General features: G+C 63.6%; 13 protein-coding genes. 12 read left to right on the top strand and 1 reads right to left on the bottom strand.

Annotated elements, in window-relative coordinates; genetic code table 11:
- Nucleotides 1-20: 20 nt before the first annotated feature.
- The 3 genes from ABIA45_RS12770 to ABIA45_RS12760 are packed head-to-tail and all read left to right on the top strand — an operon-like array spanning nucleotide 21 to nucleotide 3,689.
- Entirely contained in the window at nucleotides 21-800 is a 780-nt protein-coding gene (locus tag ABIA45_RS12770; RefSeq protein ID WP_404652254.1) for a cyclase family protein, read from the top strand.
- A gap of 57 nt (nucleotides 801-857) precedes the next feature.
- Complete coding sequence (locus tag ABIA45_RS12765) at nucleotides 858-2,015, top strand: ABC transporter substrate-binding protein (RefSeq protein ID WP_404541875.1); 1,158 nt, start codon at nucleotides 858-860, stop codon at nucleotides 2,013-2,015.
- Nucleotides 2,016-2,033: 18 nt separating this feature from the next.
- The gene (locus ABIA45_RS12760; protein ID WP_404655664.1) at nucleotides 2,034-3,689 is read left to right on the top strand and encodes an ATP-dependent acyl-CoA ligase; all 1,656 of its coding nucleotides are present in this window, start codon (nucleotides 2,034-2,036) and stop codon (nucleotides 3,687-3,689) included.
- Nucleotides 3,690-3,701: 12 nt separating this feature from the next.
- On the opposite strand, the gene ABIA45_RS12755 is transcribed toward ABIA45_RS12760, so the two are convergent.
- Entirely contained in the window at nucleotides 3,702-4,208 is a 507-nt protein-coding gene (locus tag ABIA45_RS12755) for a MarR family winged helix-turn-helix transcriptional regulator (protein WP_128262334.1), read from the bottom strand.
- A 281-nt stretch (nucleotides 4,209-4,489) separates the two neighbouring features.
- Here ABIA45_RS12755 and ABIA45_RS12750 point away from each other — a divergent pair, with 281 nt between their 5' ends.
- From ABIA45_RS12750 to ABIA45_RS12710, 9 genes are all read left to right on the top strand, one after another.
- A complete protein-coding gene (locus ABIA45_RS12750; protein ID WP_271540751.1) occupies nucleotides 4,490-6,808 on the top strand; it encodes a bifunctional salicylyl-CoA 5-hydroxylase/oxidoreductase in 2,319 nt (772 codons plus the stop codon).
- A gap of 17 nt (nucleotides 6,809-6,825) precedes the next feature.
- Entirely contained in the window at nucleotides 6,826-8,004 is a 1,179-nt protein-coding gene (locus ABIA45_RS12745) for an acyl-CoA dehydrogenase family protein (protein WP_404652252.1), read from the top strand.
- An 18-nt stretch (nucleotides 8,005-8,022) separates the two neighbouring features.
- Nucleotides 8,023-8,454 (top strand): RidA family protein, encoded by a 432-nt coding sequence (locus ABIA45_RS12740; RefSeq protein ID WP_157282368.1) that lies wholly within the window; start codon nucleotides 8,023-8,025, stop codon nucleotides 8,452-8,454.
- Between the two features lie 281 nt (nucleotides 8,455-8,735).
- The gene (locus ABIA45_RS12735) at nucleotides 8,736-9,884 is read left to right on the top strand and encodes an amidohydrolase (protein ID WP_404652250.1); all 1,149 of its coding nucleotides are present in this window, start codon (nucleotides 8,736-8,738) and stop codon (nucleotides 9,882-9,884) included.
- Between the two features lie 250 nt (nucleotides 9,885-10,134).
- Nucleotides 10,135-12,474 carry a TonB-dependent receptor gene (locus ABIA45_RS12730; protein ID WP_404541866.1) on the top strand — a complete coding sequence of 780 codons (2,340 nt, stop codon included), beginning with the start codon at nucleotides 10,135-10,137 and terminating at the stop codon, nucleotides 12,472-12,474.
- 376 nt (nucleotides 12,475-12,850) lie between these two features.
- A complete protein-coding gene (locus ABIA45_RS12725) occupies nucleotides 12,851-13,078 on the top strand; it encodes an MbtH family protein (protein ID WP_036013449.1) in 228 nt (75 codons plus the stop codon).
- Nucleotides 13,079-13,099: 21 nt separating this feature from the next.
- A complete protein-coding gene (locus ABIA45_RS12720; protein WP_404652248.1) occupies nucleotides 13,100-13,855 on the top strand; it encodes a thioesterase II family protein in 756 nt (251 codons plus the stop codon).
- A complete protein-coding gene (locus ABIA45_RS12715; RefSeq protein ID WP_404652246.1) occupies nucleotides 13,824-14,792 on the top strand; it encodes a TauD/TfdA family dioxygenase in 969 nt (322 codons plus the stop codon). The genes ABIA45_RS12720 and ABIA45_RS12715 overlap by 32 nt, the downstream gene beginning before the upstream one ends.
- A 64-nt stretch (nucleotides 14,793-14,856) precedes the next feature.
- Entirely contained in the window at nucleotides 14,857-24,585 is a 9,729-nt protein-coding gene (locus tag ABIA45_RS12710) for an amino acid adenylation domain-containing protein (protein ID WP_404652244.1), read from the top strand.
- Nucleotides 24,586-24,587: the final 2 nt, after the last annotated feature.

The raw sequence follows: 24,587 nt of genomic DNA, 5'->3' as shown, positions 1-24,587 counted from the left end.
CCGAGCTGGAGGACGTGACGATGCAAAGCAATCTCCTGGAGCTGGCGAGTGCGATTTCTTCCGGCGCGGTGCGCGTCGTCGATCTGACCTTCACACTCAGTCCGGACTTTCCGGTCATCGTCCTCCCGCCGGAGTTCGGTCAGGCCGCGCCTGTCCGCATCCAGGAGATATCGCGATACGATGGTCGCGGGCCGGCCTGGTACTGGAACAACGTTACGTTCGGCGAACACACCGGCACGCATTTCGACGCGCCGATTCACTGGTTCACCGGCAAGAACCTGCCGAACAATGCCGTCGACACGATGCCGGCCAAGGACATGATCGCACCGGCCTGTGTCATCGACTGCTCGGCGCAGGCGGCGCAGGATCCCGATTTCCTGCTGACCGTCCCGATTGTCGAAGCCTGGGAAGCCAGGCACGGCCGGATCCCCGAGCGAAATTGGGTCTTGCTCAGGACCGACTGGTCGAAGAAAGGCTGGCGCGATTACTCCAATCTCGGGGACGACGGCGCGCATACGCCGGGCCCGAACCCGGCGGTGATGAAGTGGCTGGTGGAGGAGCGCGGTGTCATCGGTTTCGGCACCGAAACCATCGGCACGGATGCGGGGCAGGCCGGGCACTTCGAGCCGCCTTATCCCGCGCATCACTTTCTGCACGGCGCGGGCCGCTACGGCCTGCAATGCCTGTGTAACCTGGATCAGCTTCCGGCCACCGGCGCCGTCATCGTGGCCTCGCCACTGAAGATCCAGAACGGTTCCGGCAGCCCGCTTCGAGTCATCGCTCTGGCGTCGTCGACCTGAGCCCAATCCATGGCGCTCGCCAATCAGACCAAGAAATTCTCACGTAAGACAGGTGCCATGAACTTGATCAAGAGCCTGGTGGCTTTCACTGCATTGCTGCTTGCCGTTCCGCAATTCGCGCAGGCCGAGATCCTCGTCGGATTCGTCACCGGCCTCAGCGGGCCGGTATCATCGATTGGTATTCCCAACGCGAAGGGGATCGCGGCAGGTCAGGTCTATATCGGCGAAATCGGCGGCGAGAAGCTGCGGGTCATCCAGCTCGACGACGGCTCCGATCCGACCGCGTCGGCACGCAATGCGCGCAAGCTGGTGGAACAGGAGAAGGTCGATATCCTGATCGGCACGTCCGGCGCTCCCCAGACGCTCGCGATGGCGACCGCGGCCATCGAGATGAAGATTCCGATGATCGCGGTGTCGCCGATCGCACCGGTGCCGTCAGGCGACGGCGGTCCCTGGGTCGTGCAGACGCCGCAGCCGACGCCGCTTCTGGTGCGAGGAATCGTCGACCACATGAAGGCCAAGGGCCTGATGACCGTCGCCTTCATCGGTTTCTCCGACGCGTTCGGCGATCTCATGTACAATTCGCTCGAGCAGAGTGCGAAGGCCGCTGGCATCAAGGTCGTCGCCAACGAACGCTATGCCCGGTCGGACTCCTCGGTGACGGCTCAGGTGCTGCGCGCACTCGCCGCGCGTCCCGACGCCATCATGCTCGGCGGCACCGGCACGCCAGGCGCGCTGCCGGTCATCGCTCTGTCCGAGCGTGGATATAAGGGACCGCTCTATGGCAATCACGGGCTGATCAGCGCCGATTTCCTTCGTCTGGCCGGCAAAGCCGCCAACGGCATCATGTGCCCGACCGGACCTGTGACCGCGGCGGAGCAGCTTGCGGCCAGCAATCCGATAAAGAAGGTCGCCCTGGATTTCCGCGCGGCCTTCGAAAAGGCCAACGGCGAGGCGCCGACGGATTCATTCTCGTCCTATTCCTTCGACGGCTGGCTGATCTTCGCCGACGCCGCCAAGCGTGCGCTGGAAACCGGTGCCAAACCAGGCTCACCTGAGTTCCGTACCGCGATTCGCCAGGCGCTGTTCACCACCAAAGAGGTGGTCGGGACGCAGGGCGTCTACACCTACACGCCGGCGGACCGGCATGGGGTCGACGATCGCTCGCGCATCATGGTTCAGATCGAGGACGGCAAGTACAAGCTGTTGCCTTGAGGTGCGAGCATGGTCGCAATGGAGAAAGATGCGCTGGCGAACATCAGCGAGGTGGTCGGCGGTGAGGACGTGACGCCTGCCTGGGCGCGCGCGATGGCGTCGTTTCCGCCGTCTGAGCGCATCCTCTCGACGATGCTCACGCGGCAGGCGGAGCGTTACGGCGACCGCCTTCTGCTCGTGGCCGGGGAGACGCGTTGGACCTTTGCGCAGGCTGCGGCGATTGCGGCTGCGTCGGCCCAGACGCTGGTCGATGCCGGGATCAAGCCGGGCGACCGGGTCGCGCTGATGTGCTCGAACCGTCCGGAGTTCTTGCAGGTCTATCTCGGCTGTGCGTGGCTGGGGGCGATCGCCGTCCCGATCAATACCGCGTTGCGCGGCTTCCAGCTGTCACACATTTTCCGCAACTCGCAACCCGCGCTTCTCGTCGTCGAGGCTCAGTTCGCCAGCGCGGTCGATAGTGTCGAGGCGGATGTCGAGCTGCCGCCTCGGACCTGGATCATCGGAGCTGGCGCCGACGCGGTCGGTGCCAGGATTTCCGCGGTCCCGCTGCCGCCTCTTGGCGCCGCAGCCCCGGCGGGCGCCGTCCGTCCCGGTGACACCGTTGCGATCCTCTATACGTCGGGCACCACGGGGCCTGCGAAGGGTGTGTGCTGTCCGCAGGCGCAGCTGTTCTGGTGGGGCATCTATTCGGCGCGCGCGCTCGGAATCCGCGAGGGCGATGTGCTGTTCACGACGCTGCCGCTGTTCCACACCAACGCGCTGAATGCGTTCTATCAGGCGCTGCTGAACGGATGCACGTACGTGCTCGAGTCGAAGTTCTCTGCTTCCGGCTTTTGGGCTGCCGCGCGACACCACAATGCGACGGTCGGCTATCTGCTCGGTGCGATGGCGTCGATGCTCCTGGCGCAGCCGAAGAGCGCAGACGAGTCAATGCATCGTCTTCGTGTCGCGCTTGGCGGCGGCGTGCCGCCGCAAATCCACGGCCCGTTCCGCGAGCGCTTCGGCGTACCGCTGGTCGACGGCTACGGGTCGACCGAGACGAATTTTGTGTTCGCCGGCACGATCCCGTCGGATCGGGCGGGGACTATGGGGTACCTGGCCGATGGCATCGAGGCGCGGATCGTCGACGAGAATGATTCCGCGCTGCCTGATGGAGAGGCCGGCGAGCTCGTGCTTCGCGCGAGAGAACCCTTTGCGTTCGCGTCCGGCTATTTCGGCATGCCGGAGAAGACCGTGGAGGCCTGGCGAAATCTCTGGTTCCACTCCGGCGATCGGGTCGTTCGCGATTCCGACGGGCATTATCGCTTCGTCGATCGCATGAAGGATTCCATCCGCAGGCGTGGCGAGAACGTGTCCTCGTGGGAGGTCGAGCAGGCCATCCAGGCGCATCCCGCGGTCGCTGCCTGCGCGATCTACCCGCTGCCATCGGAGTTGGGTGAGGATGAAGTTGCTGCTGCGATTCTGCTGGAACCGGGCCACTTGCTACAGCCCGTCGACATCGTCAGGCATTGCGAAGGGCGGATCGCCTATTTCGCTATTCCGCGTTATGTGCGAATCCTCAGTCAGATGCCGCTGACGGAGAACGGCAAGATCAAGAAGGGCGTGCTGCGCGATGCCGGCGTCACGACGGATACATGGGATCGCGAAGCGGCCGGAGTGAAGATACGACGCTGACGTTGTATTCGCTCAAGGTTTTTGCAGGGCGTCCCTGACGGCGGCCTTGAGTTCGTCGAGCTCGCCGATCAATCCATCGAACCGGTCTGCCGGGAAATCCGCCAGCAGCTCGGCAAGCCATGCGCCGTGGCTCTTGGCCATTCGCCTGAAGATCTTGCGGCCTTCGACCGTCATACAGACGATCTGCACGCGCCGGTCGAGGTTCGACGCCGTGCGGGTGATGTATCCATCTGCGACCAGGCGGTCGACGATTGGCGTGAGGTTCCCGGCCGAGACCATCAGGCGCTTGGGCAGCTCTCCCAGCACAAGTCCGCTTGGTTCGCGGTCGAGCTGGGCGAGAACGTCGAAGCGGGGCATCGTGAAGTCGAACTCTTCGCGAAACCGGCGCCGCAACTCGCCTTCGATGAGGGACGTGCAGGCGAGCAGTCGGAGCCAAAGGCGTGTCTGAGCCCTGTACTCGGCCTCCTGATCCGTCTCATTCCTGGCCGAAACAGGCGTGGACTCCTTCGCGAGTGCCAATCGAATCTCCCGGGCTTCGTGGCTCATGAAAGCTGGCGCAGCTCTCGTGGACGTCGGCAAGATAGTTCGTGCCAAAAGTAAATTCAAGGCTGCCTCCGAAGGATCCGGAATCGGCGCCGCCGTGCATCCGATCTACACTAAATTTCATGATCGGTGCTGCGGTGAGGGGCTTGCCTCCAACGTCTTTGCAGAACCGTCTTGACAATGCACGCATCGAGGAAATATTTTATACTTAAAATAATTGGGTGAGAGCTCGGCGCAACGCGCGAAAGCGAGGGATCATGCGCATAGTCTGTATCGGCGGCGGGCCGGCCGGCCTCTATCTGGGCCTCCTGATGAAGCGTCGACATCCGGAGCATGTCATCACGGTCGTCGAGCGCAACAAGCCCTACGATACGTTTGGCTGGGGGGTGGTGTTCTCCGATGCCATGATGTCTGCGATGCGCCTTGCCGACCCCGAGAGCGCGGCCGAGATCGAGAACGCCTTCAATCATTGGGACGACATCGAGCTCGTCTTCAAGGGGACGCGCCAGCGTACGACCGGCCACGGCTTCATCGGCATTGGTCGCAAGCATCTGCTCAACATTCTCCAGAGGCGCTGCGAGGCTCTGGGTGTCGAGCTCGCCTTCGAGCGCGAGGTGGAGTCCGATCTCGAATTTCCCGACGCCGACCTGATCGTCGCCTGCGACGGGGTCAACTCCAGGATTCGTGCCCGCTATGCCGAACAGTTCCAGCCGGATATGGTGATCCGGCCGAACCGCTACATCTGGCTCGGCACCAAGAAGGCGTTCGACGCCTTCACGTTCGATTTCCAGAGGACCGAGCACGGCTGGTTCCAGGCACATATCTACAAGTTCGATGCGGAGACCTCGACCTTCATCGTCGAGACCACGGAAGAAGCCTACAATGCTCACGGGCTGGGCGAGCTCGATCAGCAGGAGTCGATCGACTTCTGCGAGAAGATCTTTGCGGAGACGCTCGACGGTGCGAAGCTTTTGACCAACGCCCGCCATCTGCGCGGCTCGGCCTGGCTCAATTTCAGCCGCCTGATCTGCGGCAAATGGAACGTGTTCAACGGCCGCTCCCACGTCGTGCTGATGGGCGACGCCGCGCACACCGCGCATTTCGCCATCGGGTCGGGCACCAAGCTCGCGCTCGACGACGCCATCGAGCTCGCCAACCAGTTCGATCGCCATGGTCACGGACGCGAGGGCATCCCGACCGTGCTGGAGGCCTACGAGGAAGTGCGTCGCGTCGACGTGGCGCGCATCCAGAACGCCGCGCGCAATGCCATGGAATGGTTCGAAGTAGTCGGCCGGCGCTATGCTGATACGCTCGAACCGCCGCAATTCTTTTATTCGATGCTGACGCGTTCGCAGCGCATCAGCCATGAAAACCTGCGCCTGCGCGACCGTGCCTGGTTGGAAGGATTCGAGCGATGGTTTGCCGCGCGCTCGGGCATCGTCGTCAAGGACGGCGAACGGGTACCGCCGCCGATGCTGACGCCGCACCGCGTGCGCGGCCTCACGCTGGCGAACCGCATCATGGTTTCACCGATGGCGATGTATTCGGCGAAGGACGGGCTCATCAACGACTTCCACATCGCCCACCTCGGAGCGCGCGCCATGGGCGGCGCCGCGTTGATCTTTGCCGAGATGACCTGCGTCTCGCCGGATGCCAGGATCACGCCGGGCTGTCTCGGGCTCTGGAATGATGAGCAAGCGGCACAATGGCGCCGGCTGGTCGATTTGATCCATAGCGTCGGACACGCCAAGGTCGGCATCCAGCTCGGCCATGCCGGGCGGAAGGGATCGACCCGGCTCGCCTGGGAGGGGATTGACCAGCCGCTGGCTTCGGGCAATTGGCCGCTGATCTCGGCTTCCGCGCTGCCCTATCTGCCGCACAGCCAGTTGCCGCGGGAGATGAACCGCAGCGACATGGACCGCGTCCGCGACAATTTCGTCGCCGCAACGCACCGTGCTGCCGACGCCAAGGTCGATTGGCTCGAGCTTCATTGCGCCCATGGCTATTTGCTGTCGAGCTTCCTCTCGCCGCTGACCAACCGGCGGACCGACGAATATGGCGGCAGCCACGAAGCTCGTGCGCGCTTTCCGCTGGAGGTGTTCAGGGCGATGCGCGCGGCATGGCCATCCGATCGGCCGATGTCGGTGCGGCTGTCCTGCCATGACTGGACCGAAGGCGGCAACACGCCGGCGGACGCCGCGATCTTCGCTGCGATGTTCAAGGAGGCGGGAGCAGACGTGATCGATTGCTCCTCGGGACAGGTCTGGAAGGAGGAACGGCCGATCTACGGCCGCCTGTTCCAGACGCCATTCGCCGATCTGATCCGCAACGAAGTCGGCATCGAGACGATTGCAGTCGGTGCGATCTCCGAGGCCGATCACGCCAACTCGATTCTCGCGGCTGGCCGCGCGGATCTCTGCGCGATTGCGCGGCCGCATCTCGCCGACCCGGCCTGGACGCTGCACGAAGCCGCGCGCATCGGCATCACAGCGGTCAACTGGCCGAAGCAGTATCTGTCCGCCAAGGGACAATACGAAGCCAATCTGGCGCGTGCTGCTGCCGTGGCCGCGCAGTGAGCGAAGGAGGGGATCGGATGAACTCCGTGGTAAAGATGATCCGGCGCGAATGGCTGGACTGGCCGTTCTTCGAGTCCCCCCATCTTGCGATCGGCGAGGCGCTCGATCGCTTCGTGCAGTCGGGAGCCCTTCACAAGATCGATCACAATGATGTGGATGGTGCCTGTCGCAAGCTTGTGCGTGCGATGGGCGAGGCGGGGTTGCTCGATTGCGCGGTCGCGGCGCCCGATGGCGATGCGACGTCGATCGATTCCCGCTCGATCTGCCTGTCGCGCGAGTCGCTGGCCTATGCCGATGGCCTCGCGGATTTTGCTTTCGCCATGCAGGGGCTTGGCTCCGGAGCGATTGCTCTGGGTGGCTCGGCGGAGCTGCGCAAGGCCGTGCTGCCGAAGGTGCGTTCCGGCGAATGGCTCGCGGCCTTCGCGCTCTCCGAGAAGGAGGCGGGGTCGGACGTCGCGGCGATGTCATGCACGGCGCGGGCCGACGGCAACAACTACGTCATCGACGGCGAGAAGACCTGGATCTCGAACGGCGGTATTGCCGACGTCTATACGCTGTTCGCTCGAACGGGCGAGGCGCCGGGCGCCCGCGGCATTTCGGCCTTCGTCGTCTTTCCGGATGATCCCGGTTTCAGCATTGCCGAGCGCATCGACGTCATCGCGCCGCACCCGCTGGCGACGTTGCGCTTCACCAATTGCCGGATTCCCGCGAGCCGTAGGCTCGGCGCGCCCGGGGGTGGGTTCAAGCTCGCGATGCAGACGCTGGATATTTTCCGCGCATCGGTCGCCGCCGCAGCCCTCGGCTTTGCCCGTCGCGCGCTCGACGAGGCATTGTCGCATGCCCGCAGCCGAAACATGTTCGGTGCGACGCTGGGGGATCTTCAACTGACCCAGGCCGCGCTCGGCGACATGGCGACCGACACCGACGCGGCGGCGCTGCTGACCTACCGCGCGGCCTGGCGCCGCGATGTCCAGAAGCTTCCGACGACGCGCGAAGCCGCCATGGCGAAGCTGACCGCCACCGAGACCGCGCAGCGCGTCATCGACCGTGCCGTCCAGATGTTCGGCGGCCGCGGCGTGCGCAAGGGAGAGGTCGTCGAAGGTCTCTACCGCGAAATCCGCGCGCTGCGCATCTACGAGGGCGCGACCGAGGTCCAGAAATTGATTGTCGCCCGCGAGCTGTTGAAGCCGCGCTGAGAGGATTGAGAACTACGCATGAGCACGATCAGCAAGCCGGAAGCCCCCGTTGCGCGTGGTCTGCAACTGCTTCAGCCCAGCGGCTGGCCGCAGCCGAAGGGGTATGCGAACGGTGTCATGGCTGAAGGACGACTCATCGTGACGGGTGGTGTGGTCGGTTGGGACGCCGCCGGGCGATTTGCCGACGGACTCGTTGCGCAGGTCCGCCAGACGCTCGAAAACATCGTCGCGATCCTGGCAGAGGGCGGCGCGCGGCCGGACCATCTCGTGCGCCTGACCTGGTACGTCGTGGATATGGACGAATATGTGTCGAACCTGAAGGCGCTCGGCAAAGTCTATCGCGAGGTCATTGGCGCCCATTACCCCAGCATGGCGCTGGTGCAGATCGTGCGTCTCGTCGAGCCATCCTCGCGTGTCGAGATCGAGGCGACGGCCGTCGTCCCGCGCTGACGAAGGCGTCGGCCGCAGGCCCGAGGCGAGACCGCGACGATGGAAAGCTCTCCACGGCGCCCGTGATGGATTGGAGCGAGAGCTCGATATTTTCAACGCTAAGGGGCGGCGTGTGCACGATGTGTGCACCGGGAGATGCACAAAAATCTATCGACTGCAAATCTGAGCAGACGGTCTGAGGCGTGATACTGAGCTCGGCTTCCGCGCGATCGAATTGACGAGAGCAGTGCAGCGACTACAACAGGCGTTTCGCCGCCGGTCATGAGTGAGAAAGAAGCCCAATGTTCCTGACCGAGAACGATCCGAATGAATTGGTGGCATGGCGACGCCATCTTCACGCCGTGCCGGAACTGTCGGGACAAGAGGCAAAAACCGCGGAAGCCGTGCGGGCCCGTCTTCAGGCGGCGGGTGCCGACAGGATCGTTTCGGGCCTCGGTGGTCACGGCGTGCTTGGAATCTACGATGGACGTGAGTCTGGCCCGACGATTATGCTTCGGGCCGAACTGGATGCACTGCCGATTCAGGAAAAATCAGAACTCAAGCATCGATCACCGGTAGCAGGAAGTGCCCATCTCTGCGGTCATGATGGTCATATGGCAATTCTGGCGGCCGTAGCGCAAAATCTGAGCCAGCAACGTCCAAGCCGAGGTCGCGTAGCGCTCCTGTTTCAGCCGGCCGAGGAGGACGGGTCCGGTGCGGCCGCCGTTCTGGCTGATGCGAAGTTTGAGCAGGTGCGGCCCGACTTTGTCTTCGCGCTGCATAACCTTCCCGGGCTCGGTCTTGGACAGGTCTCCCTTGCCGAGGGCTTGGTGAATTGCGCCTCGCAAGGAATGCAGATCAGATTATCAGGACGAACCACGCACGCGTCGAATCCGGAGCTCGGTATCTCCCCGAAAGACGCACTCGCCAGGCTCCTGCTGGAGATTCCCGCACTTGGGCACGGTACGGAGCTGGACGACGACTTCTCAATGCTGACGGTCACCCATGCAAGACTTGGGGAGCCTGCGTTCGGTATCGCGCCGGGCTTCGGCGAGTTGTGGGCGACACTGAGAACATGCACCGACGTGATGATGGAACGGCTCCGCCTGGAGGCGGAAGACTTGGTTCGACGCGTGACGGCCGGTGAGGGGCTGAGCACGGAAATCGCTTATCGCGACGTCTTCAATCATTGCGCAAACCACGTCGATGCTGTTGCCCATCTTAGAAATGCGCTGGACGCAGAGGGGGTGCGACATTCGGCGGAGGGCCTCCCACTGCGCGGCTCCGAGGACTTCGGACGTTTTGGCTTCCGTTCGAGGTCGGCGATGTTCTTCCTGGGAGCCGGCAAAGAGCATCCCGGGTTGCATGAGTCGAACTACGACTTTCCGGATCAGTTGATAGAAATTGGTGCAAGAATATTCATTCGCACCATACGCAACCTACTTGGCTAAATCGAGAATTCCGGACGGAATGACAGCGGATCGCCTGCGTGTCACACGTTGGATCGGCGATTAGAACGATTTGAAACTAGAAGCATTCGAAAATTTGCAGTGAAGTTCGAAACAGGAAATCGCTTCTCCGATCACGACGGTTTTTGTCGTGCAACCTTAGATAATTTCTAGGTCTCAATTTCTTCTCGCAGCACAGTCGTATGTTAGGAAGCGACGGGGACGTGCTTGCAAGTGGAATTGGGGCGCAGGAATGACGCGTGAACTCTCGGCCAGGAAAATCGTGCGTACACTATCGTTGGGCGCGGTGAGTTATCTCGCGCTGTCGATGGAATCTTCGGGTGACCTTCAGCGTGCGGTTGCGCAATCCAATCTGCCGCCCGTGACCGTGGATGCCCCCAAGCCGAGAGTTCGTCAGCCGGTCCAGAGATCACAGCCGACGCGCGCCTCGCGTGGACAGCGATCCGTCGCCGCGGCGGCTCCGCGCCAGGCTGCACCCGTTCCCTATGTGGTGCCTTCGACCGGTACGGTCGGCACGGTGCCGCCCGCTTACGCAGGCGGCCAAGTCGCAACCGGCGGAAGCCTCGGTCTGCTCGGCAATCGCGGTGTGATGAACACGCCATTCAACCAGACGAGCTATACGGCGGAGTTGATACAGAACCAGCAAGCGCGCACAGTAGGGGACGTTCTGTTCAACGATCCCTCGGTCCGAACGAAGACGCCCGCTGGCAACGGCATTGATGGTGTGTACATCCGGGGCTTTTGGCACGACAGTGGCGACTATTCGATGAATGGTCTCTACGGAATGGCACCGTTCTACTCAACGTCCGCCAATTTCCTTGAACGTGTTGAGGTTCTGAAGGGGCCGAGCGTGCTTCTCGGAGGGATGCCGCCCGCAGGGGCCAATGGTGGCAGCATCAATCTGGTAACGAAGCGAGCTCCCGACTTCGACATCACTCAGCTCACCGCATTGTATATCTCAAAGTCTCAATTCGGACTGCAAACCGATATTAGCCGACGATACGGCGAGCATAAGGAATGGGGAGTCCGCTTCAACGGCATGGGACGGGGTGGATCGACAGCGTATGACCGACAAACCGACCAGTTTGGAAACGCGGTGCTCAATCTGGACTACCGCGGCGAGCGTGTCCGCTTTTCCACCGATCTGGGCTATCAGGCCGAGAATCTCAAGCCGCCCTTGCGATTTCTAACGTTCACCACCAGCCCTCCCTTTGCGACCACAATTCCGGTGCCCGCACTTCCAAAGCCCGGAGCGAACTACATGCCGGACTGGGCAACTTGGAAGCCGCGAGATTCCTTCGCACTGACCCGGGGCGAAGTCGACCTAACGGAGTCCGTGACTGTCTATGGTGCGGTCGGATATCACAAGAGCGAGATTGACTACATTTACCCTTCGCCACGTATCACGAACGCAAACGGTAACTGGTCGGCCGTTCCTTTCAGTGGAAGTGATGTCTATGACAACTATACGGGCGAGGCGGGGCTGCGCGCCTCGGTCGATACCGGCCCCATCAATCATCTGTTGACGGTCAACTACTCTGCTTTCGAGCGGGACTACAGCTCGTTCGGCAGGGCCGGTACTGCTATCAGTTCAAACCTGTACAATCCGCTCCCGATTCCTTTTCCAAACTTTGTTACTGTCGCCCAAAATCTGCAGACGCAGACGAAGCTTACCAGCGTCGGTATCGCTGACACGATGTCGATGCTCGACAACAGGCTGCAGCTCGTAATCGGCGCAAGGCGGCAGACAGCAGCTGTAGACAGCTTGAACCTGCTGACCTCAGCCAAGTCGAGTGTCGAGGTGCCGACTTGGAGCCCCGGCTATGCGGTCATTGTCAAGCCGGTGGAGAACATCTCCCTCTACGCAAATTACATCGAAGGTCTAAAGGCGCCGGAAGTTGTTGTCGGAGCCCAGGTGTATTCGAACGTGGGCGACATTGTTCCTCCCGCTCAAACCAAGCAGAAGGAAGTCGGCCTGAAGGTTGATATGGGTCGGATCGGCTTCACGGCGAGCGCATTTGACATCACCAGTCCGAACATCATCTCCGTCGCGGTGCCGGGGCAGGCGCTCCCTGCGAGGCGACTTTCCGGCGAGCAGCGCAACCGCGGCATCGAGCTGATGACCTTCGGAGAAGTGACGCCGACGTTCCGAGTGCTCGGTGGCTTGAGCTTCATCGACGGTGAGGTCGTCAGACAGGCAGTGTCCGCGGGAACGATCATTTTCAACTACAATGGAAAGGTTCCGGTGGGCGTGTCAGCGTTTAACGTCAACATGGGTGCCGAGTGGGATACCCCATTCTTGCCTGGGCTGACTATGACCGGCCGTGTAATCTATACCAGCGAGAGCTACGCCAACGATGCTAACACCCAGGAGCTTCCTGCGTGGACGCGGGTCGACCTTGGCGCGCGCTACACCTTCCTGTCGCCTTGGAACGGCAAGCCGATAGTCATTCGCGCAAGCGTTGAGAACGTGTTCAACGAGGCGTATTGGAACTCCTATCGCACCGTGAGTAGCGCTGTGTCACTCGGTGCCCCGCGCACCTACCTCCTATCGACGACGTTCAATTTTTGAAAGCTAGTCCTTAGTGCTCTGCTGCGTGCCGCCGCGGATCTCGTCCGCGGCGGTTTTTCGTTGGGTCAATGACTAACAAGTTGCACGTCTTGGGTTTGATGACAGCACAACTAAGCGCCGCACGCGACAAGATGTGAGATCAAGCAGTGTCGAGAAAGTTCCTCCTTGCGCGGTTAGAATTGCAGCAATCTGCGGCGCCTCCTGAAATCCCAATGTTTTCCCGCGTGTTGGCGCGCAAGCGCGGAGGTTGCATTGTGTTCGTGTGTCGCCAGTTTTGAGGTCTTAAAAAAAGACGCGTCGATATTGCTTTGACCCTCGTCTCCTTCTGACCTAGTCAAACGTCTCTGCTTTCGCTTTCCGAAAAGGGGATCGCGCCATGATGGTGTTCGACAGAGACGACGTCACCTTCACCGTCGTCGTCAATCACGAAGAGCAATACTCCATCTGGCCGACGTTCAAGGAGATTCCGGCCGGCTGGAAGGCAGTGGGCAAGTCGGGCAGCAAGAAGGAATGTCTCGACCACATCGAGCAGGTGTGGACCGACATGCGCCCGCTCAGCTTGCGCAAGTTCATGGACGGCGCGTCGCCTCAGCAGACGACGTAGTCAGCGAAGTCTGGTCGTCCGATGCGGCTTCTTTGTCTGCCTTATTCCGGCGGCAGTGCCATGTTCTATGCGCGGTGGCGCAGGCTGCTGCCGTCGTGGATCGACGTTCGGCCGGTCGAATGGCCCGGGCGTGGTGCGCGCATGGACGAGCCGCTGGCGGCCGATCCAGGCGTGCTGGCGGCGCAGCTGGCTGGTGAACTCGCGGCACAGCTCGACGGGCCCTACGCGTTGTTCGGGCACAGCCTCGGCGCCGTGATCGCGTTCGAGCTCGCACATAGCCTGCTCGATCGCGGAGCACCTGCGCCGGCCATTCTCTTCGCCTCGGGTGCGGAAGCGCCGGCGGTTCGGGACGGCAGCAAGTGGCGCCATCCCCTGAGCGACGAAGCGCTGATGCAGGAGTTGCGTAATCTTCAGGGCACGCCCGACGAGGCGCTGTCGAATGCCGAGCTAATGCGATCCGCGTTGCCGGTGCTGCGCGCTGACTTTTTGATGTGCGGGGCCTATGCCTACCGGGCGCGGCGTCCATTGCCGTGCCCGGTGCACGTCTTTGGCGGAGCGTACGACGAGACCAGCCGCGAAGCACTCGAGGCTTGGCGGCAGGAGACCTCGGCGGCATTCACGCTCGATATTCTGCCCGGGCATCACTTCTTCATTCACACAGAGCAGGCCGAGCTGATCGACCGGATCGGCTGGGCGCTGGCCCGGCAATCGGGGCGATCGATTGCTTCGCATCGGAGCGAGGATCATGAGCGCGTTCTCCGTCCAGCCACTCATTGACGGCAAGACTCTTCCCATGCTGCTTAGGGCAGGTGAGGCCGGGCAGCCGCTCGGCGAAGCCCTTCCCGTGCTGCGTGCGACGATCGACCGGTACCTGACCGACAGCGGCGGCATCGTGTTTCGCGATTTCTCGCTCGGTGGTCCCGATGCGTTTCGAGCCTTCGCGGCCGGTTTCGGTCATCGGCTGCTGACCTACGAGTTCGGGTCGACGCCGCGTTCGCAGGTGACCTCGGGTGTCTACACGTCCACGGAGTATCCGCCGCACCAGCATATCCCGCTGCATAACGAGCAGGCCTATACCCGCGATTGGCCGATGAAGATCTGGTTCTACTGCATGCAGCCGGCGCTGGAAGGCGGCGAGACGCCGATCGCCGACAGCCGCGCCATCTATCGCGACATGCCGCCGGCCATTCGCGAGCGGTTCGCCGAGAAGGGCGTGATGTATGTGCGGAACTACGGCAACGGGCTCGACGTCGACTGGCAGCAGGTGTTCGGCACCGACTCCAGATCGGAGGTGGAGGCTTACTGCGCTCGCCAAGACATCGAATGCGAGTGGAAGGAAGACGGCGAGCTCCGCACGCGCCAGATCTGTCAGGGCACGGCGCAGCACCCGATCACCGGTGACTGGGTCTGGTTCAACCAGGCGCATTTGTTCCACGTCTCCAATCTCGAGCCGGAGGTGCGCGAGAGTCTGCTCGACGTGGTCGAGGACGAAGCCGATCTGCCGCGCAACGTGTTCTACGGCGACGGTTCGACGATCGAGGATGAGACGCTGTCAACGGTCCGGACCGTTCTCGAGAAGCACAAGATCAGCTTTCCCTGGCAGGCCGGCGACGTCGTGATGCTCGACAACATGCTGACCGCGCACGCGCGGGCCCCGTTCAAGGGGCCGCGCAAGGTGATCGTCGCTATGGCCGAAGCTCATCGGCAAGGGTGATCGGCGGCAGGTCTCATTCGGCGGCGGGTATTTCCGGCACGCGGCCGGACAGGAATTCGAGAACATGGACAGATCCAACCTCGTCGAACGCTTGCGCGAGCACGCTGCCTTGCGACCGGAGCAGGTGGCGTTGCGGTTCCTCGAAGGCGACGACGTCGCCGGCGAGCTGACGTTCGCTGCGCTCGACGCTCGGATCAGGGCACTTGCGGCGTGGTTTCAGCAGGTGGGCGGGGCGGGCGAACGGGCGGTGATTCTGCTTCCGAGCGGAATCAACTATGCCGTCGCATTCTATGCCTGCCTGTATTCGGGCGTGATCGCCGTGCCGGCGTATCCGCCGGAGGGCGGCCCCGAGCGCTATGCAGGACGACTCAACGGTATCCTGCAGGATGCCGCGCCTCGCTTCATCCTGGTGGAGGAGGGCCTGCGCGGTCTCATCGAGGCGGCACTGCCCAAGCTCGCCGACGTGCAGATCATTGCGGTGGACACGATCTCGCTCGACCTCGCGGCGGACTGGAGCGAGACGAGGCCCGCGGCCGATGCGATCGCGTTCCTCCAGTACACATCCGGCTCGACCTCGCAGCCGAAGGGCGTTTGCGTCTCTCATGGAAATCTGGCGGCCAACGAGCGCGCCATTGAAGCGGCCGCTGGCGGAACGCTGGACGATGTCTTCGTGAGCTGGCTGCCGCTCTATCACGACATGGGACTGATCGGCGGGCTCCTGAATCCGTTGTTCACGGGCTTTACCGGCGTCCTGATGTCGCCGCGGAATTTCCTCGAGGGGCCACGACGTTGGCTCGAGGCCATCGACCGCCACGGCGGCACGATGAGCGGGGGTCCCGACTTCGCGTACTCGCTCTGCGCCGACCGCATTTCGGATGAGACCATCAGTCGGCTGGATCTAAGCCGGTGGAAGTTTGCGTTCTCGGGCTCGGAGTTTGTCCGCCGGACGACCCTCGAGAAGTTCGGCAATCGGTTTGCGCGGGCCGGGTTCGATCGACGGGCGTTGACGGCTTGCTATGGCCTTGCGGAGGCGACGCTGCTGGTCACGGCCGGCGACATTAACGCCGAGACCGTCAGCTATACGCTCGACACCGCGGAACTCGCTGCCGGCCGCATCGCGAGCGCCAGCGAAGGCACGGACCTCGTGGCATGCGGTCGAACTGCCGCTGGTCACGCCGTGCGCATCATGCGTATCGACGGCTCCGCCGAGGCCGAGGCGAATGAGGTCGGCGAGATCTGGGCCGCGGGTCCCAGCGTCGCGCATGGATATTGGAACAATGCCCAGGCCACACATCAAGCCTTCGTGGAGCGAGATGGCGCGCGTTGGCTTCGGACCGGAGACATCGGTTTCATTCGCGACGGTGCGCTCGTGGTGGCCGGTCGTCTCAAGGACCTGCTGATCGTTCGCGGGCAGAACGTCTATCCGACGGACGTGGAGCAGGCGGTCGAAGCCGAGGTCGAATCCGTCCGCAGCGGACGGGTTGCCGCCTTTCCCGTCGAGGTCGATGGGCGTGAGGCCATCGGAGTAGCGGCGGAGTTCAGCCGCGCCGTGCTCAAGCGCAGCAACCCGGAAGCGCTCGCACATGCGATCGGCGAAGCCGTCCTCCGGCAGGCTCAGGAATATCCGGCGGTGATCGTTCTGCTGAACCCGCAAGCGATGCCGCTGACCACGAGCGGCAAGCTGCAGCGGTCGGCCTGCGCAACGCGTCTCGCCGACAACACGCTCGACAGCTTCGCGGTGTTCGAGAGAGGGCGTCGCCGCGGCACTGCATCCCTGGCGGTGCCGGCGACTGATACCGAGCGCGCCGTCGCCTCGATCTGGTGCGACGCACTTGGCGTCGCGGCGGTGCATCGCGAGGACGATTTCTTTGTGCTGGGCGGAAACTCGATCGCGGCTGGCCAAGTCGCCGCGGCGATCCGCGACCGTCTAGACGTGGAAGTAGAGCTGCGCACCTTCTTCGACGCGCCGGCGCTTGCGGCCTTCGCTGGCCGGATCGATGTTTTGGCGGGCACCGGGGCTGGCCGGGCGCTCCCGCCGATCCCATGGGCCGTCGCGGCCGATCGCGCGATGCTGTCGCACGCGCAGGAGCGGCTCTGGTTCCTCTGGAACATGGACCCTGCTGGGACAGCCTATACCGTTGCGAGCACAATCGGTCTGAAGGGACGGCTCGATCATGCCGTACTATCGCGCGCTCTCGGCGAGATCGTCCGTCGTCACGAGATTTTGCGGACCACATTCATCGCCAGGGACGGTCGCGGAACGCAGCTGATCCACGATGTCATGAGCATCGGCGTCCGGCACGAGGATCTCCGCTCCTATTCTGTGCGGGAGCGCTCCGAGCGCGCGGAGACGATCAGGCGATCCGAGCTCGGGAAGCCGTTCGACCTCGTGAACGGGCCATTGTTGCGCGCCGTGCTGCTTCAATTCGCGGACGATGCGTATGAATTGCTGCTGCTGGCCCATCACATCATCGTCGATGGCAGGTCGCTTGATGTGTTGCTCGAAGAGCTGGCCGCTCTCTATCGAGCCGGTACTGGTCAAGGCGCAGGCGTGCCGCCGGTTCCGTCAATTCAATATGCTGATTTCGCAGCCTGGCAGCGAAGCTGGCTTGCGGGCGGCGAGGGCGATCGGCAGCTCGCCTATTGGCGCGCCAAGCTCGGCGATGCTCACCCGGTGCTGGCGCTGCCGCATGATCGGCGGCGCCCGACGATCCAGAGCCATGCCGGCGATACGATCGGTCTGGCCATCGACGCCGTGCTTGCGTCCCGGCTCCGGGAGATCGCCGGCAAGCAGCGCGTCAGCGTCTTCATGCTACTGCTCGGCGCATATTACGCGCTGCTCCATCGCTACACCGGGCAGAGTGATTTGCGTGTCGGCGTGCCGGTCGCCGGGCGCCGGCATACGCAGCTCGAACGACTGATCGGATGTTTCGTCAACACGCTGGTGCTGCGGGCCGAGATGACCGCCGAAGCGAGCTTCACGAGCCTGTTGCGTCAGGTCAGGGAGTCGGTGGTCGAGGCGCTGGCGCACCAGGATCTTCCGTTCGAAATGCTGGTCGACGGCCTCAAGCCCGAACGCAGCGGTGGGCAAAATCCCCTGTTCCAGGCGAAGTTCAACTACATGACGGCGCCGGGCGGTTTCTCCGGTGTAGAGGGGCTCGCTGCCGACATCGACATTGTCGATCTCGCTGGTTCGCATTTCGATCTCGCCCTCGACGTCATCGATGGCGTCGGCATGAAGGTCACGTTCAACTACGCCACCGATCTGTTCGATCGTCCGACTATCGCGCGATTGGCGACGCAATTCAGTTCGATGCTGCGCCAGATTGCCGACAATGCCGAGCGGCGGATATCGGACTTCGTCATCGACGACGGACACCGGCAGACCGTGCCTCGTGAGGCTGCGGCGTTCGGCTTTGCCGATGTGATGAGCCTTCATCGCGCGGCGACCGCGGATCGACAGACCGCCATCGCCATTCGATGCGGCCGGGAGCAATTGACCTTTGCGGCGCTCGAGCAGCGGTCAAACGGTATCGCGCACGCCCTCATCGCCAAGGGCGTGGCACGCGAGACACCGGTTGCGCTGTGGATCGAGCGCTCTCCGGCCTTTGTCGTCGCCTTGCTCGGTGTGCTGAAGGCGGGCGGCTCTTATGTCCCGCTCGATCCGAAATGGCCGTTGGAGCGCGTCCGCCGTATCCTGACCGACGGCGGCATCGACATCATGCTTGCGGCGGGCGACAAATTGGCGGATGCGCGCGAGCTGGGCTGCCTGGTGCTCGACGCGGAGGCGGAAGCGGCGCGCGCCGAGGTGTCGAGCCTGCCGCTCGACACGACCATTCATCCAACGCAGACCGCTTACGTCATCTATACCTCCGGATCGACCGGCGCGCCTAAGGGCGTCAGCGTCTCGCACGGGGCCTTGGCCAATTACGTGCAAGCTCTGTTGCAGCGCCTGAAGCCGCGGCCGTCGGCGAGCATGGCGATGGTTTCGACGGTGGCGGCCGACCTCGGCCACACTGTCCTGTTCGGTGCGCTCGCATCCGGCGGCACGTTGCATCTGCTGTCACCGGAGGCCGTGTTCGATGCGGATGCGTTTGCGCAAGCGATGCGCGAGGGCGAGGTCGACATTCTCAAGATCGTGCCGAGCCATCTGCGAGGGCTGCTTCAGGCCTCGCGCTCGGCCGATCTGCTCCCCCGCGACGCGCTCGTATTGGGCGGCGAGGCGTGCGATGGCGCGCTGCTGGACGACGTCCGGCGCTTGCGGCCGGAGTGCCGGATCCTGAATCATTACGGGCCCACGGAAACGACCGTCGGTGCGGTGACGCATGAGTGCGCGGCAGGCCGCGGGGACGGTAAGGTTCCGATCGGTCTGCCTCTTGCCAATCTGCGCGTCCATGTCCTCGATGACGCCTTGAACGAGGTGCCGATCGGTGTCGTTGGCGAGCTCTATGTCGGCGGCGCCGGCCTGGCGCGGGGCTATCGCGGCGCGGCGGGCCTGACCGCGGAACGCTTCGTGCCGGATCCGTTCGGCGCCGCGGGCGAGCGCCTCTACCGAACCGGGGATCGTGTCCGCTGCGACCGGGAGGGCCGGCTGATATTCCTGGGTCGTTCTGATGACCAGATCAAGTTGCGCGGCTATCGCATCGAGCTGGGCGAGGTCGCGCGCGTCATTAAGGCGCTGCAGGGAATCGGTGACGCGGTGGTCGTTTCACGCGCCATCGGTGCAAGTGAGCGCCAGGAGCTGATCGCCTATTGCGTGCCCGGGAGCGGCGTCGGTCCGCAGGCCGATACGATCAAGCAACAGCTGGCCGCAATCGTGCCGGACTATATGGTTCCGTCACACATCGTCATGTTGGCGCGACTACCGCTGACGCCCAATGGAAAGATTGATCGTCGCGCCTTGCCCGAACCGGCCGAACAGGGGGCGCCGGCCGGCTATGTCGCGCCTGCGGGGGATATTGAAGTTGCGATCGCGGCGGTCTGGTGCGAGGTGCTCGTTCGCGAGCGCGTCGGCCGCAATGACAATTTCTTCGAACTCGGCGGCGATTCGATTCTGAGCCTGCAGATCATCGCCCGCTTGCGCAAGCGCGGCATCCGGCTCACTCCGAAGCAGATCTTCAGCCAGCAGACGGTTGCCGGGTTGGCGATGGTTGCCGTGATATCGGCGGGGACGACCAAGAAGGAGAGACCGGCGGCGAAGGCGTCAGTCGGCGACACCGCATCTGGCATGCCCCGTCTGATGCCGATTCAGACGCGCTTCTTCGCCGAGGACATTGCCAACCGGGATCACTGGAACCAGGCGGTTCTGCTGCTGCCCCGGATGCAGGTCGATTGGGAGACGCTGCGGCGCGCGCTTGCGGCCATCCTGGACCATCACGATGCGTTGCGTTTGCGGTTCAAGCAGGTGGATGGCGCCTGGCGGGCGGAGGAGGGTCCGGCACCGGGGTCATCCGAACTGTTATGGATTCACGCGGGCGTCGGCGGCGCGACAGAGGTCACGGCGCTCGCCGGTGCCGCGCAGGAAAGCCTCTCACTGTCTTCCGGACCGCTGCTGCGCGCGGTCGGCATGGACCTGACGGACGGTAGCCAACGCTTGCTGCTTGCGATTCATCATCTCGTCGTCGATGGCGTGTCCTGGCGTATCCTGCTGGAAGACCTGGCGTTGGCCTATGACCAGCTGCAGCGTGGCAGTCCCGTCGCGCTGCCGCCGAAGAGCGACTCCTTTGCCTCGTGGAGCGAGCGGCTGCATGCTTATGCGGGAACGGCGGAGATCGCGGCCGAATTGCCGTATTGGCTGGATCGTGGTGCCGGAGCGCGCCTGCCATGCAACGACGACCATGGCGATGTCGATCGCGTCGGTGATGGCGGCGAGGTGTCCTTGGTGTTGGATGCCGACCTGACGTCACAGCTGCTCGAACAGGCGCCGGCTGCCTATCGGACCCAGGTCAACGATCTCCTGCTCGCCGGTCTCGTGCGTGCGGTGTCACGCTGGAGCCAGCACGACGAGATCACCGTGGAGCTCGAAGGCCACGGCCGCGAGGAGATCTTCCCGGATGCAGATGTGTCCCGCACCGTCGGCTGGTTCACGACGGCCTTTCCGGTCCGGCTGAAAGATGCAGGCGACGAGGCGTCGCTGATCAAGGCGGTGAAGGAGACGCTTCGCGCGATTCCGAACCGCGGGATCGGCTATGGCGTGCTGCGCCATCTCGGCTCCGAGCAGCAGCGCCATGCTCTGGCGCAATTGGCGGAGCCGCAGATCGTCTTCAACTATCTAGGCCGCTTCGACGCCAACATAGGGATAAACCAACACTTCTCCTTCGCAGCGGAGAGTGCTGGTCCCTCGCGTAGCGCCACGGCACCCATGCGCGGCTGGCTGAACATCACTGGCCTCGTGCGTGAAGGCCGATTGGAATTATCTCTCGGATACGGACGCAAGCGCTACCGGCACGCGACGGTCGAGCGGCTCGCCGCACATTACAAAGACGCACTGCGCGAACTGATCGCCCATTGCTGCAATGGAGCGTTCGGCCTCACGCCATCGGATGTCCCGCTGTCTGGGCTCGGTCAAGCCGACCTCGATCAGTTGGCTGCGAACTTGGATCTTCGCGGCATTGAGGACATCTATCCGCTCTCGCCGATGCAGCAGGGCATGCTGTTTCATGCGTTGCGCGATGGTGCCAACGATGCCTATGTGAATCAGGTCGGGCTCGAGCTGTTCAGCGTCGATGCCGGCAAGCTGAAGGCCGCGTGGCAGATGGTCAGCGACCGGCATGCGGCCCTGCGGACGGGGTTTGTCTGGCAGAACCTGTCGGGCGCAGCGCAGCAGATGGTGCATCGTCATGTGACGGTGCCGTTCGTCGAGGAGGATTGGCGCGGCAGCGCGCCTGCGGATCTGCAAGCCGCGCTGGCGGAGATATCCCGGAGTGAGCGCGAGATGGGCTTCGATGTTTCGCAGCCGCCGCTTCAGCGTATCCGTCTGATCCGTCTCGGCGACGACAGGCACTGGCTGATCTGGACCCATCATCACATCTTCGTCGATGGTTGGAGCTCGGCCCGGCTGGTGGCGGAGGTGTTGCAGCAGGTGAGCGGCCGCCCGCTGCCGGCCGTGCAGGGCGGCTATCGCGACTACATTGCATGGTTGCAGGATCGCGATCGCGAAAGCGCCGAGCGGTTCTGGCGGGAGGCTTTGGCAGGGCTCGAGGTGCCCACATTGCTCGCAAACACATTGGCGCCCCCCAAGACATCCCTGGCCGAAGGCCATGCCAGCGTCGGGCTTGCGGTGGACGCAGCGCTGACCGAGCGGCTGAAGTCCTTTGCAAAGCGCGAACGGGTGACGCTCAATACGCTCATCCAGGGCGCGTGGGCACAGCTGCTGCGGCGTCATTCAGGGCAGTCGGCGGTCTCTTTCGGCGTGACGATCTCGGGTCGTCCGGCCGAATTGCCCGGCGCGGAGGAGATGGTGGGCCTCTTCATCAACACGCTTCCCATCGTCGACGCGACCAGCCCACAAACTATCGTGGGCGATTGGCTGCGCCAGTTGCAGGAAAAGAATTTGTCGCTGCGTGAGCATGGCTGGACGCCGCTCTACGACATTCAGCGCCTCGCCGGCCGTGCCGGGCAGCCGCTGTTCGACAGTATCCTGGTGTTCGAAAACTATCCGATCGACGAGCGGGTGCTGCGAGACGGGGAAGGTGGTCCGCGGCTGGGACGTGTGGCGCATGTGACGCCGACGAACTATGCGCTGGCGGTGGCGGTGTTCGCTGCAGGTGATCGGCTGAACATTGAATTCAACTATGACCGGAGCCGGTACGACGAAGCAGCGATCCTGCGCCTTCGCGACATTCTCCACGGCCTGCTGGAACGGATCGCGGCGAATGCGGAACGTGCGCTCGGTGCTCTCTCTGCGGCAGTCGAGCAGGACGCGCGACGAGCTCTCGAATGGAGTGGCGCAGCGCGGCTGACCTCCGCATCATCCTGCGCCGACGTCGTGATGCATATCGAAGCGCAGGCCGCGCAGGCGCGGTCTGCCATTGCCATCGTCTGCGGCGACCAGCGCATCTCCTATGGCGAGTTGAACGCGCGTGCGAACGCGCTCGCACGACGCCTTCGCCTCTGGAATGTCGGTCCGGATCGGCTGGTCGGCATTGCCTTGAGCCGAAGCCTGGACATGATCATCGCGCTGCTCGCAGTTTTGAAGGCCGGCGGCGCCTATCTGCCGCTCGATCCGGATTATCCGGCCGAGCGGCTTGCCTACATGCTGCGTGACGGCGGCGCGGCGCTGGTCCTGACGCAAGGCGCGCTGCTCGAGTCGCTTGCACCGGTGTTGCGCGAAGCCGGGGTCGAGGCGCTCTGCATCGAGGAACCATCGCCGTGCGCCGGCGAGGACGGCGGGAACCTCGACATCGAAATCCATCCGGACAGCCTGGCCTATGTCATCTACACGTCCGGGTCGACCGGCGCGCCGAAAGGCGTGGCGGTCGCGCGCGGACCGCTGGCGATGCATTGCGAAGCCATCGGCCGGCTGTACCGCATGACCTCGCGTGACCGCGAGTTCCAGACGGCATCGATCAATTTCGACATCGCCCACGAGCGATGGCTGGTGCCGCTGATGACGGGCGGTTCGCTCGTCCTGCCTTCGAAGCCCGGTCTTCTGATTGACGATCTCGTCAGCGAGATGACCCGCAATGCGGTGACCTCGATCTTCCTGCCGCCGGCCTATGCGGATCAATTGAGCGCGGCATTGCGGCAGGGCGGGCGCAGGCTGGCGATCAGGGCCTGTATCGTCGGCGGCGAAGCCTGGTCCGATACTGGGGTCAGGGCATTTCGCGAGGCCGTCGATATCGATCTTCTGGTCAATGCCTACGGCCCGACAGAGACGGTGATCGCACCGACGGCATGGATCGTCGACGCCGCGTTGACACCTCACCAGCCCGCACCGATCGGGCGGCCCGTCGGTGCGAGGTCGGCGCACATTCTCGATCCCGACCTCAATATCGTTCCCATCGGTGTCACCGGCGAGCTCTTCATCGGTGGTGTTGGCCAGGCCCGCGGCTATCTGAACCGGGCTGCACTGACCGCGGAGCGGTTCGTCCCCGATCCGTTCAGCGACGATGGCACGCGCCTCTATCGCACCGGCGATCTCGCGCGCTGGCGCGACGACGGCGTGATTGAGTATGTCGGCCGCGCCGACCAGCAGGTGAAGATCCGCGGCTTTCGCATCGAGCTCGGAGAGATCGAGGCGCGTCTGCTCGAGCAGCGTAGCGTGCGTGCGGCGGCCGTTGTGGCAGGCGAAGGCCGGACCGGGCGCCAGTTGTTCGCCTATGCGAGTGGCGGGCCGTCGCTCGACGGCCGCGCCTTGCGCGATGCACTGTCCGCCGTTCTGCCTGACTACATGGTGCCGTCGTCGGTGACGGTGCTGGAGCAGTTGCCGCTCACCCCCAACGGGAAGATCGATCGGCGTGCACTGCCGGCGCCGGGCGAGGATGCTTTGGCGGGTCGCACCTACGAGGCACCCGAGGACGAGATCGAGCTGGCGCTGGCTGGGATCTGGGCGGAGCTGCTCGACGTCGATCAGGTCGGACGCAACGATCACTTCTTCGAGCTCGGCGGACATTCCTTGCTCGCCGTGCGGGTGCTGAGCCGGGTGTCGCAGGAGATTGGCGTCTCGATCGCGGTCTCGGATCTGTTCGCTCATCCCGATCTTGCGTCATTTGCCCGGGTCGTGTCGATCAGGCTGATCGAGCAAGAATTCGATGCCGAAGAGCTCCAGGAACTGGTGGGAACGGAGCAGTGAGC

Source organism: Bradyrhizobium sp. USDA 336 (assembly GCF_044908355.1).
GTDB classification, from domain to species: Bacteria; Pseudomonadota; Alphaproteobacteria; order Rhizobiales; family Xanthobacteraceae; genus Bradyrhizobium; species Bradyrhizobium yuanmingense.
The sequence above is the reverse complement of the archived record's forward strand: the minus strand, read 5'-3'. Positions and strand labels throughout refer to the sequence as shown.

Excerpts from the sequence above, each read along its gene's own strand:
- ABIA45_RS12770 (WP_404652254.1), top strand. The coding sequence starts at position 21 with ATGCAAAGCAATCTCCTGGAGCTGGCGAGTGCGATTTCTTCCGGCGCG.
- ABIA45_RS12765 (WP_404541875.1), top strand. The coding sequence starts at position 858 with ATGAACTTGATCAAGAGCCTGGTGGCTTTCACTGCATTGCTGCTTGCC.
- ABIA45_RS12760 (WP_404655664.1), top strand. The coding sequence starts at position 2,034 with ATGGAGAAAGATGCGCTGGCGAACATCAGCGAGGTGGTCGGCGGTGAG.
- ABIA45_RS12750 (WP_271540751.1), top strand. The coding sequence starts at position 4,490 with ATGCGCATAGTCTGTATCGGCGGCGGGCCGGCCGGCCTCTATCTGGGC.
- ABIA45_RS12745 (WP_404652252.1), top strand. The coding sequence starts at position 6,826 with ATGAACTCCGTGGTAAAGATGATCCGGCGCGAATGGCTGGACTGGCCG.
- ABIA45_RS12740 (WP_157282368.1), top strand. The coding sequence starts at position 8,023 with ATGAGCACGATCAGCAAGCCGGAAGCCCCCGTTGCGCGTGGTCTGCAA.
- ABIA45_RS12735 (WP_404652250.1), top strand. The coding sequence starts at position 8,736 with ATGTTCCTGACCGAGAACGATCCGAATGAATTGGTGGCATGGCGACGC.
- ABIA45_RS12730 (WP_404541866.1), top strand. The coding sequence starts at position 10,135 with ATGACGCGTGAACTCTCGGCCAGGAAAATCGTGCGTACACTATCGTTG.
- ABIA45_RS12725 (WP_036013449.1), top strand. The coding sequence starts at position 12,851 with ATGATGGTGTTCGACAGAGACGACGTCACCTTCACCGTCGTCGTCAAT.
- ABIA45_RS12720 (WP_404652248.1), top strand. The coding sequence starts at position 13,100 with ATGCGGCTTCTTTGTCTGCCTTATTCCGGCGGCAGTGCCATGTTCTAT.
- ABIA45_RS12715 (WP_404652246.1), top strand. The coding sequence starts at position 13,824 with ATGAGCGCGTTCTCCGTCCAGCCACTCATTGACGGCAAGACTCTTCCC.
- ABIA45_RS12710 (WP_404652244.1), top strand. The coding sequence starts at position 14,857 with ATGGACAGATCCAACCTCGTCGAACGCTTGCGCGAGCACGCTGCCTTG.